The organism is Longimicrobium sp. (assembly GCF_036387355.1).
GTDB lineage: Bacteria > Gemmatimonadota > Gemmatimonadetes > Longimicrobiales > Longimicrobiaceae > Longimicrobium.
Genome location: NZ_DASVTX010000090.1, coordinates 1 through 16,871, shown reverse-complemented (window position 1 = coordinate 16,871; position 16,871 = coordinate 1). Strand labels below are relative to the sequence as shown.

At 72.3% G+C, this 16,871-nt stretch carries 10 protein-coding genes, 1 tRNA gene and 1 pseudogene; 11 read left to right on the top strand and 1 reads right to left on the bottom strand.

Annotated elements, in window-relative coordinates:
• From VF665_RS04345 to VF665_RS04300, 10 genes and pseudogenes are all read left to right on the top strand, one after another.
• Positions 1-258 (top strand): annotated as a pseudogene (locus VF665_RS04345) (PE family protein); the annotation flags it as partial.
• Complete coding sequence (locus VF665_RS04340; protein ID WP_331052184.1) at positions 258-1,553, top strand: M20/M25/M40 family metallo-hydrolase; 1,296 nt, start codon at positions 258-260, stop codon at positions 1,551-1,553. The pseudogene VF665_RS04345 and the gene VF665_RS04340, both read left to right, overlap by 1 nt.
• A 633-nt stretch (positions 1,554-2,186) precedes the next feature.
• Positions 2,187-3,575, top strand: coding sequence for a pyridoxal phosphate-dependent aminotransferase (locus VF665_RS04335; RefSeq protein ID WP_331052183.1), 1,389 nt, complete (start codon positions 2,187-2,189; stop codon positions 3,573-3,575).
• A 78-nt stretch (positions 3,576-3,653) separates the two neighbouring features.
• Positions 3,654-4,931, top strand: a complete 1,278-nt coding sequence (locus VF665_RS04330; RefSeq protein ID WP_331052182.1) for a pyridoxal phosphate-dependent aminotransferase — start codon at positions 3,654-3,656, stop codon at positions 4,929-4,931.
• 229 nt (positions 4,932-5,160) lie between these two features.
• Positions 5,161-7,587 carry an ABC transporter permease gene (locus VF665_RS04325; protein ID WP_331052181.1) on the top strand — a complete coding sequence of 809 codons (2,427 nt, stop codon included), beginning with the start codon at positions 5,161-5,163 and terminating at the stop codon, positions 7,585-7,587.
• Between the two features lie 382 nt (positions 7,588-7,969).
• A complete protein-coding gene (locus tag VF665_RS04320) occupies positions 7,970-9,214 on the top strand; it encodes an efflux RND transporter periplasmic adaptor subunit (protein ID WP_331052180.1) in 1,245 nt (414 codons plus the stop codon).
• Between the two features lie 79 nt (positions 9,215-9,293).
• Complete coding sequence (locus tag VF665_RS04315; protein ID WP_349263098.1) at positions 9,294-10,031, top strand: ABC transporter ATP-binding protein; 738 nt, start codon at positions 9,294-9,296, stop codon at positions 10,029-10,031.
• Positions 10,032-10,262: 231 nt separating this feature from the next.
• Positions 10,263-11,639 (top strand): TolC family protein, encoded by a 1,377-nt coding sequence (locus VF665_RS04310; protein WP_331052178.1) that lies wholly within the window; start codon positions 10,263-10,265, stop codon positions 11,637-11,639.
• Positions 11,640-11,762: 123 nt separating this feature from the next.
• The gene (locus VF665_RS04305; protein ID WP_331052177.1) at positions 11,763-13,145 is read left to right on the top strand and encodes a sigma-54 dependent transcriptional regulator; all 1,383 of its coding nucleotides are present in this window, start codon (positions 11,763-11,765) and stop codon (positions 13,143-13,145) included.
• A 91-nt stretch (positions 13,146-13,236) separates the two neighbouring features.
• Entirely contained in the window at positions 13,237-14,586 is a 1,350-nt protein-coding gene (locus tag VF665_RS04300) for a sensor histidine kinase (RefSeq protein ID WP_331052176.1), read from the top strand.
• A 1,222-nt stretch (positions 14,587-15,808) separates the two neighbouring features.
• On the opposite strand, the gene VF665_RS04295 is transcribed toward VF665_RS04300, so the two are convergent.
• Complete coding sequence (locus VF665_RS04295; protein WP_331052175.1) at positions 15,809-16,021, bottom strand: hypothetical protein; 213 nt, start codon at positions 16,019-16,021, stop codon at positions 15,809-15,811.
• A gap of 405 nt (positions 16,022-16,426) precedes the next feature.
• On the opposite strand from VF665_RS04295, the gene VF665_RS04290 reads away from it, so the two are divergent.
• Positions 16,427-16,502, top strand: a tRNA-His gene (locus VF665_RS04290).
• Positions 16,503-16,871 lie beyond the last annotated feature (369 nt).

Here is a 16,871-nt window from a genome sequence, read left to right as displayed (position 1 = left end):
GCGTGGCTGGATCCCGCGGCCGTGGCGGCCGCGGCGACGTACGGCGGCGGCCCCGCCGCGCCTTCGCTGGGCCGGGCCGTCGCGGAACTGCGCGCGGAGTGGGGGCGGGCCGCCGGCCGGTTGCGCGCCCGGGCCCGCCGCTGGCGCCGGGGCGCCCGGGCGCTCGAGCGGGCGGGCCGAGCGGTGCGGGCCGGCGGGGCGGGGGGGGACCGAAGCGGAACTCTGGCACAGGCCGGCGGCGCCGGCGGGAGGGGTTGATGTACGGCCTACTGGAAATGACGCTGCCCCGCCGCGTGGAGCGTGCGCCGGCGCGGGACCTGTCGTTCGAGCGGTGCATGCAGTTCGCCGCGGACCTCATCCGCATCCCTTCGCTTCCCGGCCAGGAAGAGGCGGTGGCCCGGCGCATCGTGGACGAGCTCAGAATGCTCGGCTTTGACGAAGCACGCACCGACCGCGCCGGGAACGTCGTGGGGCGCGTGGTGGGGCGCGGGCAGGCCCCGGCGGTGATGCTTTCCAGCCACATGGACGTGGTGGACGTGGGCGACCCCGCGTCGTGGGAGCACGACCCCTGGGGCGGGGTGGTCGAGGGCGGCTTCCTGCACGGCCGGGGGGCGATGGACGTCAAGGGCCCGCTGGCCATTCAGGTGTACGCCGCGGCCCGGCTCGCGCGCGAGCGCCCCGCCGGTGACGTGCGGGTGATCTTCTCCGTGTACGAGGAGAAGGGCGGGTGGGGGATGATGCACCACATGGAAACGCTCGACGCACGCCCCGGCGCGGTGATCCTGGGGGAAGCCACCGCCCTGGACCTGTGCACCGGCCACCGGGGGCACGCGGAGCTGGCCGTGGAGGTGCACGGAGTTGCGGCGCACGCCAGCAACCCCGCCCTGGGCGCCAACCCCAACCACGCACTGCCGTACGTGCTGCTCGCTCTGCGCGAGCTGGCGGCCGGGCAGCCGCAGGACGGAGTTCTGGGCCGTGCCACCGTCACGCCGACGGTCATCGAGTCGTGGCCCCGGAGCGGCAACGTGATCCCGGACCGGGTGCGGCTGACGCTGGACATGCGCGTGCTCCCGGGCTGGGACGAGGGTGAGGCCGTCCACGAACTCGGGGCGCTGCTGGCGGAGCGGGTGCCCGCCCTTCCCGGAATCCGGGTGGAAGTGCTCCCCGGCCGGGTTACGCACCGCGCCTGGACGGGGTGGGAGGACGAGCACAGCAACTTCACCCCGGGCTTTCTGATGCCCGGCGAGCACCCCGTGGTTGAGGCCGCGGCCAGCGCGCTGCGGCAGGCTCTGGGCCGCGAAACCACGATCCGGCAGTGGAAGTTCGGCACCGACGGCGGCCACAGCTGCGGTACGCACGGCATTCCCACGATCGGCTTTGCCCCGGGGATGGAGCTGCTTGCACACACCAACCGCGAGCGACTGGAACTGGCGGAGGCCCGCAAGGCGTTCGATGCCTACCCCGTGCTCATCCGCGAGGTGCAGGCGGCGCTGGTGGCCGCCCGAGGGCTCGCCCTCCGGGGCGTCCACCCACGGGTGGCCGTGGCCGGCTGAGGCTTCGGGGCGAGCATGGCGCGACGGGGAGGCGCCGCGCCGCGGGGGCGCCCGCCACGCTCGCCGCGATACGTTATTCGCCGCTTTTGAATGCAGCAGCGGGGGGGCGCCGACGCGTGCAGGCCCGGTGGGACGGTTCGTAGCGGCGCGTGCTCCTGAGAGCGCATAAAGTCTGAAAATGAATTGCTGAGCCGGGTGTGAGGAGCCGGCCGGCGTCCCGGGGCGGGGAAGGCGGATCCTCCCCGGACCCGTGCATCCACGCGCAAAAACCGGCCTCGGGGCAGTCTCTGCAGGCACGCCGCGGGAATGCCGCGCCGCGCCTTGACGGAACGGATGGCGGGGGCTACACTCATCCGGTACAGAATAAAAATGTCGTAGCGGGTAAGTCCTTCGCCCCCGGTTCACTCGTGCTCCTCGTGCTCCGGCGCGCGTTTGAACCCGGGGCTCCGCCGGGGGCGGAATGCTGAAAGCCGCCACAACTCCATCGTCACGGCCGTGGCGCGCGCATGTCCCCGCGGCGCCGCCATGCGGATGCAGCTCGCGCCCGGAGCATCCGCGGCCTGCCGGGCCTGCCGGGCCAGCCCGGCAAGCTCCGTGGCCGACTCGTCTTTTCACGCCACCAACGGTGTACCCATGATCCAGGTCCTGCCATCCGCGCCCGGGCTCTCCGCCGAGCCCGCGCAGCAGAAGCTCAAGATCGAGATCTTTCCTCGCCGGGCCGCGCTGTTCACGGACCGCGTAGCTCGCATCGGCACCGAGGAGGCGTTCAACCTGGGGGCGCGCGTCGCGGAGGTGGAGGCACTGGGCGAGCGGGTGATCCGCTGCAACCTCGGCCAGCCCGACGACCCGCTTCCGCGGCACATCGCGGACGCGCTGAAGCGCGCGGTGGACGCGGGCCTCACCACCTACTGCGCCCCCGAGGGGATCCCGGAGCTCCGCCGCGCCGTGGCGCGGTCACTGGGCGAGCGGCACGGGCTGGACGTCGATCCCGAGCGCGTGGTCGTGTACCCCGGCCACCGTCCCGCCATCGGGTTTGCCCACCAGGCCTACGTCGAGGCGGGTGACGAGGTCGTGTATCCCTCGCCCGGGTACCCGCTCTACGAATCGTTCATCCCGTACTTCCGCGCCACTCCGGTGCCGGCGGTCCTGCGCGAAGAAGACGGGTTCGCGCTTACGCGCGCCATCTTCGAGCCGCTGCTGAGTGCGCGCACCTCGCTCATATTCCTGAACTTTCCCTCCAATCCCACGGGGAGCGTCGCCACCCGCGCGCAGCTCAGGGAACTCGCCGAACTCATCCTGGAGCGAAGCGGGCCCAACGCGCGCGTCTTTTCCGACGAGTCGTACGAAGCCATCAACTTCGACGGGCACGAGCACGTATCCATCGCCTCCATCCCGGGAATGGAGAGCCGCACCATCATCTCCTCCGGGTGCAGCAAGACGTATTCATGGACCGGCGGGCGGGTGGGGTGGGCCGTGTACCCCACGGTGGCCGAGGCCCGGGTGGCCCGCCGGCTCGCCATCAACCACTTCGCCTCCATCCCGCCCTACAACCAGTGGGCCGCCGTCGAGGCGCTTACCTCCCCGCTCAGCGCCCCCGCCATCCGCGAGATGGTGAAGGGCTTTCAGCGGCGGCGCGACCTGGTGGTGTCGGGGCTCAACGCCATCCGGGAGTTCCGGTGCCACACGCCCACGGGCGCGTTCTACGCCTTCCCCAACGTGAGCGGGGCGCTGGAGCGCATCGATGCCTTTGGCGCCCACGCGGGACTGCCGGAAGAGGTGCGGGGCCGTACCAGCCCGGCGACGCTCTTTCAGCTCTTTCTGCTGCACGAGTACCGGGTGGCCACGGTGGACCGCCGCTCGTTCAGCCTGCGCGGCAGCGAAGGCCAGCACTTCCTGAGACTGTCGACCGCCGCTCCCGCGGCCGACCTGGAGGAGGCGGTGCGCCGCATGGGCGCCGCCGCGGCCGACGCGGCGGGGTTCCGGCGGTTCGTTGCGTCCGGCGCAAGGCTCACTCTTTCCTGACCGCCCCGCCGGGCACAACCAGGTGCCCGCGCGCTTTCCGTCAAGCGACCCTGTACCAGGACCCACCAAGGAGAAGCGATGGCCCGGCACGCGAAATACGTAGAAGACGTGGCCACGGCGATGTCGATCCGGTTCAACAGCTACGGCAACGCCATGAAGGCCGCGGGTGAGGACGTGACCATCTGCTCCTTCGGCGAAGCGTACTTCGACATCCCCCTGTATCCGTTCGACACGCTCCCCTTTCCCGAGCTCTACCACTACTCGGACTCGCGCGGGCTGATCGGGCTGCGGCAGAAGCTGGCGGGGTACTACGCCACGCAGTACGGGGTGCCGGTGGATGCCGCGTCGGAGATCATCGTGACCGCGGGGTCCAAGATCGCGGTGCACATGGCGTTCATGGCGCTGCTGGAGCCGGGCGACGAGGTGGTGGTGCCGGAGCCGGCGTGGGTGAGCTACAGCGAGCAGGTCCGGCTGTGCCACGGCACTCCCGTCATGGTGCCCCGGGGCGTCCCCCTTTCGGAGCTGGGCGACTGGGTCACCCCGCGCACCCGCGCGCTGGTCATCTGCTCGCCCCACAACCCCACCGGCAAGGTCTTTTCGCGCGACGAGATCCGCCAGCTCCACCAGGTCGCCGAGAAGCACGGGCTGTACCTGATCGCCGACGAGGCGTACAGCGACTTCACGACGCACGAGCCGTTCGTCTCCTGCGGCGTGGACGACCCCGCGAAGGCGCACACCATCATCTGCAACACCATGTCCAAGAACTACGGCATGTCGGGGTGGCGGATCGGGTACGTGATCTCCAACGCCACCTTCATGACGCAGTTCCTCAAGATCAGCCAGCACCTCATGACGTGCCCGGCCACCATGCTGGAGCAGTACCTGGAGCGCCACTTCGACGACATCCTCGCGATCACCAAGCCGCAGATCCGCGACCTGGTGGAGCGGCGCGCCGCGCTCGGCCGGTACATGGACGAGATCGGGCTGGGCTACGTGCCCGGGAGCGGCACCTTCTACTTCTTCGTGAGCATCGAGGACTCCGCCCTGGACTCCGAGGCGTTCTGCCTGCGGCTGCTGGCGGAGCACAAGGTGGTGGCCGTTCCGGGCGTGGGCTACGGAAAGTCCTGCGACGGCTTCATCCGTGTGGGGATGGGGACGGAAAGCACCGAGCGCGCCCAGGCCGCGCTGCGCGCCGTCAAGGCGCTCATCGGGGCGACGCCGCGCCCCGCGGCGGAGCCCGTCGCGTCGGCCGCGCAGGCCGCCATGCGCGGCGTGCGGGGACTGACGATCGCGCGGCACCGGCCCGCCACCGGAGCGGCGGACGTAGCGGCGGTGCAGAACGCCGGCGGGGACTGACGGAACGCCGGAAACCCCGTCGCGCGCGGAAAGTGTCCGGACGTGGGACGAAGCCGGTCCCGCGACCGGACGGCGGCTCGGGGGCGGCCGCAACGCAAGTGACCGCCGTACATCATCTTGGGCGAAATCGAGGACCGGCACGCCCCTCGCCCTCAGGCGAGCGCCGGAGTCCGCACGACCGTGAGGTGCTCCGGCCCTCCCACCGCACCCGTTCTACCCGGGACACACGATGGACACGCTTCTTCAGGACCTTCGCTACACCCTGCGCACGCTGCGCCGCACCCCCGGCTTCACCCTGGTCGCGGTGCTCACCCTGGCGCTGGGAATCGGGCTGAACACCGCCATCTTCAGCGTGGTGAACGGCGTGCTGCTTCGCCCCCTTCCGTTCCGCGAGCCCGACGAGCTGGTGCGCCTGTACCACGTTCACCCCGAAAAAGCCGCCCAGGGCGGGCCGTTCAGCCCCAAGGACCTCGATGACCTGCGCGCCGGCGCGAGCGGCTTCCAGGGGCTGGCCGCGTACATTCACGAGCCCGGCGAAACGGCGCTGAACCTGACCGGCGACGGCGGCGAGCCGGCGGTGGTGCAGGGCGCTTCGGTGTCCCGGGAGTTCTTTCCGCTGCTGGGCGTGAACGCCGCCATCGGACGCACCCTGCGCCCCGAGGAGAACGTTCCCGGTAACGACCGGGTGGCCGTGCTCAGCGACGCCTTCTGGCGGCGCCGCTACAACGGGGACCGGTCCATCGTGGGCAGAACGGTGACCATCGAGGGGCGCCCCACCACCGTCGTGGGCGTCATGCCGCCCAGCTTCACCTTCCCGGGCCGGCAGGCCGAGGTGTACATCCCCATCTCGCTGATCGGCGAGGACGACATCCCCAACCAGCGCGACCTGCGGTGGATGGAGGTAGTGGGCCGCCTCCGCCCCGGCTCCACGCCCGTGGCCGCCCTGGGCTCGGTGAACGCCGTGCTGGCCCGCCTGGCGCAGGAGCACGCGGAGAGCAACGAGGGGTGGAGCCGCGCCCGCATGGAGTCGCTGAACGACGCGATCGTGGGGCCTGTGCGCCCTGCGCTGCTCGTGCTGCTGGGGACGGTGGTTCTGGTGCTGCTGGTGGCGTGCGCCAACCTCGCCAACCTGCTCCTGGCCCGCGCCAGCGCCCGCGAGCGCGAGATGGCGGTGCGCACCGCGCTGGGCGCGGCCCGCGGCCGCATCGTCCGCCAGCTGCTCACCGAAAGCCTGCTGCTTTCCCTCGTGGGCGGCGTGCTCGGCCTGCTGCTGGCCGTAGCCGGCGTGCGCGCGCTGATGGCGCTGAGCGCGGGAACCATCCCCCGGGCGGAGGCCGTGGGCGTCGACGGCCGCGCGGCGGGGTTCGCCCTGCTGCTGTCGCTGGTGACGGCGGTGCTGTTCGGCATGGTGCCCGCGGTGCGCGCGGCGCGCTCGGCCACCGCCCAGACGCTTCGCGACGGCGGGCGCGGCGGCAGCGAGCGCCGCGGCGGCGTGGCCCGGGCCGCGCTGGTGCTGGCGCAGACGGCCGCGGCCATGGTGCTGCTGGTGGGCGCGGGACTGCTGGTGAACTCGTTCTACCGCCTGATGAACGTAGACCCGGGCTTCCGCTCCGAGAACGTGCTGATGGCGTCCATGGACATGATCGAGAAGTACGAGTCGGCGGAGCAGCGCAACCCGTACCGCGCCGAGATCATCCGCCGCGTAGGCGAGATCCCCGGCGTGGTGGCGGTGGGCGCGGCCAAGACGCAGCCGCTGCGGGGGGGCGGCGACACGTACCCCTATACGATCCCCGGCCGCAACGGGCCCGACGCCACCATGACCCCCGGCTCGGGCACCCTGATCGTAAGCGCCGGCTACTTCGACGCGCTCAACATCCCGCTTCTCAAGGGGCGCGTGTTCGACGCGCGCGACGACGCGCCCGACGCCCCGCTCACCGTCGTCATCAACCAGGCCGCCGCGCGCCGCTTCTGGCCGGGCGCCGACCCGGTGGGCACCACCATGTCGCTGGAAGGAACGCCGCTCACCATCGTGGGCGTGGTGGGCGACGTGCGCAACGAGGCTCTGACCGCCGAGCCGCTCCCCGCCGTGTACCTCCCGTTCAGCGTTGCGTCGCGCGCCAGCCTGCAGCTGTTCATCCGCACCCGCGGCAACCCGGCGGGCGTGGCGGCGGCGGTGCGCCGGGCCATTCACGCGGTCGATCCCATGCAGCCGGTGGCGGAGGTGCGCACGCTGGACAGCGCCCTGGCCGATACGGTGGCGCAGCCGCGGTTCTTTACGCTGATCATCACCCTCTTCGGGGTGGTTGCCGTGTTCCTGGCGGCGCTCGGCCTCTACGGGGTGGTGGCCTACACCGTCACCCGCCGCACCACCGAGATCGGCATCCGCATGGCGCTGGGCGCACGGGCGGGCGAAGTCGTCCGCATGGTGATCCGGCGCTCGTTCTGGCCCACCGCGGCCGGGATCCTGGCCGGTACGCTGGCGGCGCTGCTCCTTTCCAGGCTGATGGCGTCGATGCTCTTTCAGGTGCGCCCGGCGGACCCGGCCACCTTCGGGGCCGCGGCGGCGCTGCTGGGGGCCATTGCCCTGCTGGCCAGCTGGCTCCCCGCGCGCCGGGCCGCCCACATCGCGCCCACGCAGGCCCTGCGCGGCGATTGAACGGTCCGGAGATCCTCGCGCGCGGGGCCGGGCCCGGACGGCCGGGACGCCGGCGCCGCGAGACGGGGGCGGTGTTCCGCGCCCCCGGAGCGCTGCTCCCGTCCACTGGCCGGGGGGTGCGCGGGAGAACACGCCCCGCCTCGCGCGCGGCCGCCGCAGAACCAGGCGGACGGCCGGGGCGCGCCGCGGGTGTTCGCGGGCGGACGGCCCGCGGAACGCGCAAAAACCCGGATCCGGACACCCGCCGCGGGCGGGCGAAGGGCCGAAAGTGGTGTAAGCGGCGGTTTGGCAGGGAGATGCACTGAGCCATGGTCCTGGCGCGGTTCTTTGCATCAGGAAAGGGCCAGAGACGCAACCCCAGAGCTCGCAGCAAGAAGGAACCGTGGACATTCCCCGCGCTCGAAAGAGCACTCCCCGCAAGTACGTGTTCGGCGGCGTCGCCGCCCTGCTGCTGACGGTCGCCAGCGTCGCGGTGGCGCGCATGGAGCCCGCCGCGCCCAGGCTGGACGGGTCCAGCATGTGGACCGACACCGTAAAGCGCGGCACCATGCTGCGTGAGGTGCGCGGCCCGGGTACGCTGGTTCCCGAGCAGGTGCGCTGGATCAGCGCCACCACCGCCGGCCGGGTGGAGCAGATCCTGGCCCAGCCGGGGAGCACGGTGGTGCCCGGCACCCCGCTGATCGTCCTGAGCAACGCCGACGTGCAGCGCGGCGCCCTGGAGGCGCAGCGCCAGCTCGTGGGGGCCGAAGCCGAACGCAGCTCCCTGGCCGCCACCCTGGAAAACCAGCGGCTCACGCAGGAGTCGGCGGTGGCCACCGTGCGCGCCGAGCAGCGCGAAGCGGCGCGGCAGGCGGCGGCCAACCACGAACTGGCGGAAAAGGGACTCATCAGCCGCATGGAAATGCAGCGCTCCCAGGACCGCGCCGAAGAGCTGGCGGCCCGCCTGCGGGTCGAGGAGCAGCGCCTGCGCTTTCTCACCGAGAGCAAGGCGCAGCAGATGGCCGCGCAGCAGACGCAGATCGACCGGCTGCGCGGGCTCGCCACCTTTCAGGAGGGCTACGTGAACTCCATGCGCGTCATGGCCGGCACCGACGGCGTTCTCCGCGAGCTGCCGCTGCAGGAAGGGCAGTGGGTCACTCCGGGCTCGCCGCTGGCCGTCATCGTGCGCCCGGGCCGCCTCAAGGCGCAGCTGCGCATTCCCGAGACGCAGGCCCGTGACATCGTGGTGGGCCAGCCCGCCCGCATCGACACGCGCAACGGAATCGTCAGCGGCGTCGTGGCCCGCATCGACCCCGCCGTGCAGGACGGGTCCGTTACCGTGGACGTCGCGCTGCAGGGCGAGATGCCCAGGGGCGCGCGCCCCGACCTGAGCGTGGACGGGGTGATCGAGATCGAGCGGCTGCCCAACGTGCTGCACCTGGACCGTCCCGCATACGGGCAGCCCGGGGGCGTCGTGGGGCTGTTCAAGGTCGAGGCGGGGGGCCGCACCGCCGTTCGCACCGACGTACGGCTGGGGCGCAGCAGCGTGAACACCGTCGAGATCGTGAGCGGGCTGCGCGAGGGAGACGTGGTGATCCTGGCCGACATGACCCAATGGGACAAGTCACAGAAGGTCCGCCTGCGCTGAGCGGCATCAACCATCCGCGGGGCCGGGCGGCCCGGCGCGACAGTACCGAATCCCTGATTCCAACCGGAGGCAGTGTTCCATGGTCAAGCCCGGCAGCTCTCTGATTCACCTTGAAGGCGTGAGCAAGGTATTCTACACCGACGAGGTGGAGACGCACGCCCTGGCCAACGTGCACCTGGATGTGCGCGAGGGCGAGTACCTGGCCATCGCGGGCCCCAGCGGCGGCGGCAAGAGCACGCTGCTCTCCATCCTGGGGCTGCTTGACAGCCCCACCTCGGGCGAGTACCAGCTCAACGGCCACGCGGCGGCGCGCCTCACGGCCGCGCAGCGCGCGCAGATCCGCAACCGGGAGATCGGCTTCGTCTTTCAGTCGTTCAACCTGATCGGCGACCTGAGCGTGGCCGAGAACGTGGAACTGCCTCTCACCTACCGGAAGATGCCGGCGGCCGAGCGCAGGCAGCGCGTGCAGGAGGCGCTGGAGCGGGTGGGGATGGCGCACCGCCTGAACCACTTCCCCGCGCAGCTCTCGGGGGGGCAGCAGCAGCGCGTGGCGGTGGCCCGCGCCATCGCCGGCAAGCCCAGCGTTCTGCTGGCCGACGAGCCCACCGGCAACCTGGACTCCGTGAACGGCGAGTCGGTCATGGCGCTGCTGCGCGAGCTGCACCAGGAGGGCGCAACCATCATCATGGTGACGCACGATCCCCGGTACGCCGAGCACGCAGAGCGCACGGTTCACCTGTTCGACGGCCAGATCGTGCGCGACGAGCGGGGCGATGCCCGGGCCGGACTGGAGCGGCACGGGTACGAAATGATCTGAGGAGCCGGGGAAAGGCCGGGCGCCGCACGGCAAGGGAGCCTGGCTCCGCCGTTCCCCGTCCGGAGCGACCGGTGAGATGCCGGAGCATCGGCAAGCGCCCGCGCCCGCCCCCCGGCCCACCGCTCCCCCGCCTCCCGCCGGCGTGTGGGGACGCACCCACGGAAGGGACGGTCCTCCGTGCCGGCGGCCCGCACCGGCCGTGGAACCCTTTCCGCAGGAAACGACGCCCTGATGAAGAAGCACGCAACACTCCCGCGCTGCCGCGCAGTCGCGGCCGTGCTCCCACTGCTCGCGCTCTGCGCATCCCCCGTTTCGGCGCGGGCGCAGGCGCTCACGCTCGACGAGGCGGTGCGCCGCGGCGTCGCGGCCAGCCCGGCGATGCAGGAGGCGCAGGCGCTGGCCCGCACCGCCGCCGCGGGCCGGTGGGAGGGGTGGGGGAGGCTCCTTCCCTCGGTGGCGCTGCAGGCGGATGTGGTGCAGAGCGGCATTCTGCAGCGCACCGCCAGCGACCCGCTCACCGGGGGGATCGTGAACCTTCCGGACTCGCTGATCGCGCAGCGCAGGAGCTACGGAACCAGCGCCGTGCTCACGGCCAGGTGGGAGATCCTGAACCCGGCCTCGCTGCTGCAGATCCGCTCCGCCGGCGCCGAGGCCGCCGCGGCCGACGGAACGTATCGGAGTGCCCGCGCGCGCGTGGCCGCCGAGGTCACCGTGGCCTTTCTGAACGCGCTCGAAGCACAGGCGCTGCTGGAGCTGCGGCGGGCGGAGAAGGACCGCGCCTCCGAACTGCTGCGCATCGCCCAGGGGCGCTTCGCAGTGGGCGGCGTGCCCGAGCTGGACGTGCTCCAGGCCCGGCTGGCCGAGGGCGACGCAGCGCTTGCGCTGATGGAGGCGGAAACCGCCGGGGAGGCCGCCCGCCTGGCGCTGCGCGAGCACCTGGGGCGCGACGCCGTCATCCCCGGCGCGCTCGCGGAACCCGTGCTGCCGGACGCGGCCTCGCTTCCTGGCGAGGAGGAGCTGCGCCGCCGGGTCGCGGACGAAAGCGCCGAGCTGGCCGCGCTGCGTTCCACCCGCGCCGCCGCGGCCGCCGCCCGCGGCGCCGAGCGCATGCGCCTGCTCCCCACCGTGAGCCTGTTGGCGCAGTGGGACCGCTCGGAGTACGGCCAGACGCGCGACGCGCTGACCTTTCAGCCCCGCAACGAGAGCGGGGTCTACGGCATCAACTTCGCCTGGAACCTGTTCGAGCAGCCGGGGAGCCGTCTGGCGGCGCGCCAGCGCACCGGAGCCGCGGTGCAGCAGGCCGACGCGCGGCTGGCCGCACGCCGCGCCGCTCTGGACCGCGAAGTCGAGCTGGCGGCCGGCACGCTGCGGCGGGCGGTGCTGCTTCAGGAGCGCGCGGCGGCTAACGTGCTGCTCGCCGCGCGCCAGCGCGAGCAGGCCGCGGAGCGCTACCGGCTGGGCGTGGCGCCCATCGTGGAGCGCCTGCAGGCCGAAGGGCTTGCCCGAGAGGCGGAGCGCCAGGCCGTGGCGGCCCGCTTTGCCCCGCTGCGCGCGCTGGCCGAACTCCAGAGGGCGTCCGGCGCGCCGCTGCTGCCGTTTCCGTTCTGATGTGCACCCTCTCCGCCGGGGAGCCGCGGGCACGGCGTGCACCGCGGCGGCGAGCCGGCTGATCTTCGGCCGGGCATCGCTGACCCTGCGTACCCGGTCCACTCACCCCTGCCCACCGCCCGGATGGACCTGTCCGACACTCCGCCCCGCGTCCTGGTCGCCGACGACCGGGCCGACATCCTGCAGGCTCTGCGGCTGCTGCTGCGGGGCGAGGCGTTCGAGGTCGTCACGGCCGCATCCCCGGCGGCGGTGGCCGCGGCCGTCGCGGAGCAGGCGTTCGACGCCGTGCTCCTGGACCTGAACTACGCCCGCGACACCACGTCGGGAAAGGAGGGGATGGACCTGCTCACGCGCGTGAACGCGGTGTACCCCGAGCTTCCCATCGTGGTGATGACGGCGTGGGGGAGCGTGGAGGGCGCGGTAGAAGCCATGCGCCGCGGGGCCCGCGACTACGTCGAGAAGCCGTGGGACAACGCGCGGCTGGTCTCCATCCTCCGGGCCCAGGTGGAGCTGGGGCGGGCGCTGCGAAGGACGGGGCGGCTGGAGGAAGAGAACCGCCGGCTGCGCCGCGAGGGCCTCCCCGAGCTGATCGGCGATTCGCGGGCCATGCAGCCCGTGCGGCGAATCATGGAGCGCGTGGCGCCCAGCGACGCCAACGTGCTCATTACGGGCGAGCACGGGACGGGCAAGGAGGTGGTGGCGGCGTGGCTTCACGCCGCCAGCAACCGCGCCTCCAAGCCGCTGGTGACGGTAAACGCGGGCGGCATCAGCGAGGGCGTGTTCGAGAGCGAGCTGTTCGGCCACGTCAAGGGAGCCTTTACCGACGCGAGGGCCGACCGCACCGGCTACTTCGAGATGGCGGACGGGGGAACCCTGTTCCTCGACGAGATCGGCAACCTCTCCCCCAAGCTGCAGGCCAAGCTGCTGCGCGTGCTGCAGACGGGCGAGTTCCAGCGTGTGGGCTCGTCGCGTACGCAGCGCGCGAACGTGCGCATCCTGAGCGCCACCAACGCCGACCTGGCGCGGGAGATCACGGAGGGCCGGTTCCGCGAGGATCTGCTGTACCGCCTGAACACCGTGGAAATCCGCCTGCCTCCCCTTCGCGAGCGGCGCGACGACGTGCCGCTGCTGGCAAGCCACTTTCTGCGCAAACGCGCCTCCCGCTACGGCCGCACCCCGCCCGCCGTCGCGCCGGAAGCCATGCAGGCGCTGCTGGACTACGCATGGCCCGGCAACATCCGCGAACTGGAGCACACGGTTGAACGGGCGCTGCTGATGATGCAGGGCGACTCGGTGCAGCTGGCGGACCTCGCCCTGCCCGCCGCGGCCGGCGCAGCACCCCCCGTGCCCGGCGGCAGCCTCGACCAGATGCCGCTGGAAGAGGTAGAGCGCGTGCTGATTCGCAAGGCCCTGCAGCGCCACGATGGCAACGTGAGCCAGGCCGCCGAGGCGCTGGGCCTTTCGCGCAGCGCCCTCTACCGGCGCCTGCAGCGCTACGGGCTGTGATCCGGGATCCGCGAAGGAAGCGGCTGCGCTGGCCCGTCCCCTCGGTGTTCCAGCCCGGACTCACCGCCGGAACGCCCGTGCCGCTGACGCCGTGAAGCGATTCCTTCGCGCCCCGCGCCATGAGCAGCGCGTGTTCCTGCAGGCGCTGCTGACCGCCGTTCCCGCCACGGGGACGGCGATCCTGCTGCTGTGGCTGGGAGATTTTTCGCCGCGCCTGCGCTGGATCGCCGCCGCGCTGCTGGTGGCGGTGGCGTTCCTGCTGGCCGGCGCGGTGCGCACGGGGGTGGTGCGTCCGCTGCAGACCATGGCCAACCAGCTGTTTGCGCTGCGCGAGGGCGACTTCAGCATCCGCGCCGCCGGGGCGCGCAGCGACGACGCCCTGGGGCTCGCTCTGCTGGAAGCCAACGTGCTGGGCCAGACCCTGCGCGAGCAGAGGCTCGGCAACCTCGAGGCGGCCGCGCTGCTCCGCACGGTCATGGCCGAGATCGACGTGGCGGTGTTCGCCTTCAGCGCCGATGGGCGGCTCCGGCTGGTCAACCGCACCGGCGAGCGGCTGCTGGGCCGGCCGGCGGAGCGTATCCTGGGGCTGGAGGCGGGTCCCCTGGGACTCGCCCCGTGCCTCAGCGGAGAGGCACCTCGCACCTTTCAGTACGACTTTCCCGGCGGCAGCGGCCGGTGGGAGGTGCGCCGCCGCGCCTTTCGCCAGGGGGGTGAGTCGCACGCCCTCCTGGTGCTCACCGACCTCAGCCAGGCGCTTCGTGAAGAAGAGCGGCAGGCGTGGCAGCGGCTGGTGCGCGTGTTGAGCCACGAAATCAACAACTCCCTCGCCCCCATCCACTCCATCACCGGCTCCCTGCTCGACGTGCTTCGGGCGGAGCCCCCGCCGCCGGACCGCGACGAGGACCTGCGACAGGGGCTGGCGGTCATCGCCGGCCGCTCCGCCGCGCTCTCGCGGTTCATGTCTGCGTACGCGCGCCTCGCCCGCCTGCCGCGTCCCCGGATGGCCCCCGTCGACGTGGGCGCCTGGGTACGGCGAGTGGCCCGGTTGGAAACGCGGGTTCCCGTCGCCGTGCGGGAGGGGCCGCCCTGCACCATCGCGGCCGACGGCGACCAGCTGGACCAGCTCCTGATCAACCTGCTGCGCAACGGCGCCGATGCCGCGCTCGAGGTTGGAGGCGGCGTTTTCGTGGGATGGTCCCGCCTCGACGGCGATTTCACGCTGTGGATCGAGGACGAGGGGCCCGGGATCGTGAGCACCGAAAACCTCTTCGTCCCCTTCTTCACGACCAAGCCCCACGGCACCGGCATCGGCCTGGCGCTCAGCCGCCAGATCGTGGAGGCGCACGGCGGAACCATCTCCCTGCAGAACCGCGCCGGTGCGCGGGGCTGCCGCGTCGAGGTCGCGCTCCCCGTTTCGCGGCCGGACGGGGCGGGGGAGTGAGGCCTGGCGCGCAGCTCGGCGCGCCTGCCTCTGCACCTGGCCGTCCACCTGCGGCCACCCGGGCCGAGCGTCCGCGTCGTCCTGCGCCGGGCGTCACCCGCCTGCACCAGGGCGCGTACGGCTCGCCAGCCGGCACGGCGGCGCGCGCGGTGTCGCCGTCCGCCGCGGCCATGTCGCTCATCTCGGCCAGGATCATGGGGCCCGGCACGCGCGCAATGGCCCGTTCGTCCAGCTCCAGGGCGAGCTTCCACCGCCCCCGCGCTGCCCCCACCCGCCCCGGGCCGGCGAGAACGCGGTGGTCTTCGGGGTTCACCGCCAGCCTCTCGCGGTACGCGCGTCCCGCCCGCCCCAGCCGCCCGGCGCGCAGCTCCAGGTCGCGGCGCCGCACGTGGAACCCGGCCACCTGCTCGCGCGGCAGGTCCCCGCGGCGCTCCGCCTCGCGCGTGGCGAGCGCCAGCAGCATGCGCGCTTCGCCCGTGCGGCCCAGGAGCTCTTCCGGCCGGGCCGCGCGGGGCGCCACCGCCAGCGTGGTGCGCCAGTTCTGCAGCGTGTCGAAGGTGGCCGCCGCGCCGCCGCAGTCGCCCAGCTCCATCTGCACCTCGCCCAGGAGCGCGCGGTACGAGCGGCGCAGCGGTTCTTCGGCCACCAGCCCCTGTGCAATGCGGCGCGCCTCGGCACACCGGTGCTGCGCGATCAGGGTCGCCGCCAGAGTCACGCGCGCGGACGCGTTCCGCTCGCCGCGCAGCGCCAGCGACGCGCGCGCCGTGGCCTCGGCCCGCAGCACGTCCCCGTGCTCGCCCGTCTGGCGGCTACGCTGCAGGTACATTGAAGGGCAGGTGCGCCCGGTCCAGCGCGCTGAACGGGTCCCGCCGCGCGCGCATCTCGTACAGCGCGATGTCGTGCGTCTGCACCTCCGCCCGGCTTCCAGCAGGGCGTCGGAGGCAATCGCCGCCTCGGCCGCGCCCCGCAGCGCGCGGCGGCGGTCATGGTACGATGTTTCATCGATGCTTCCCTCTGAAAGAAGGCGGGGATGCACCCCGTGCCTCCGGACCGTTCCGTTCGCGGCGGCCCCGCCCGGGCAGCGAATCCCGCCACGGCCTCCGTCGTCGTTCCCGTCCGGCCGGACGGCCCCGGTGCGGCGTGCCGCACGGGGGCTCCATCACCTCCGCCGCAATCACTCGCCCCTGGGAGCGGCGCACCGCGCGCCGCTCCGGTTGTGCGTCTACTGGTTGGGCGCGGCCACGTACGGGAACACGGTGAGGTCCGTCGGGGTGTCGGGCACGTTGTCGGTCACCAGCCCGGGGGTGACGTTGTTGTGGTTGCCCAGGGCGTTGCCGAAGATCACACCGAGCCCCTGGTCCACCGCGTCGTCTCCGTCCAGCTTGCGGCCGCCGTACGCGTTGGCGGGATCCAGCACCTGGGTGAGCCAGCCCACCGTGGGCGCGGTCCATCCGAACGACGAGCATGTCCGGGAGAAGCGCGTCGGCCGCCGTGCCCGCGTACGTGGCGTCCCGGCCGGCCACCCCGGTCAGAACGCTCACCAAATCGTCGCGCAACAGCGCGCGCCTGTCCGAGGGAACGGGTGTTGTTGTAGTGGTCGCGCTCCCGCTTCTCCACCGTCACCTCGCTCACCAGAGGGTTCGCGAGGTGCTCGATCTGGTCCTAGGAAGGCGGAGCCAGTAACGCTGCGCCGCGGAGCAGGGGAGAGTGCGGCCCCGGCTTTCCGCGCGGCGCGTCCGGGTGGACGGCGGAACCCCACTTGCGCAATTCCGGAATCGTTTGCACATTTCTGGTATCCGGTGTCGCGGCCGCTCAGCGGCTGGGCGCCAGGATGGGATACGGTGAGCGTAGCTCAGTTGGTTAGAGCGCCGGATTGTGGTTCCGGAGGTCGCGGGTTCGAACCCCGTCGCCCACCCCTTGATCGAGTGCCCCCGCGAAACTCCGGTTTTGCGGGGGCACGCATTTGTGGGAGCCCCGGCCAACCGCCGGCGGCTCCCTCCGTTTCGGATCGTCCAGGGCAGGGGAGCGCCGGACAGGAATGCCCGGTTCCGGGCCGAAACAAAAGATTCGGACGCCCCTTGACCGGGGTTGGACACACTGATAGCTTGTAGGGCTGTCGCCTGAATGGCGGCGGCGGGGCGGGCGGAGGAAAAGTTCTGAAAAACGCCCCTTGACGGTTCGGCGCAACCCCAGTAGATTGAAGGAGTTCGGCGCACGACTGGTTCTGCGAAAGCGAAAAAGTTGGTGAAGCCGAGGGGTTGACGGGAAGGACGCACGCTGATAGA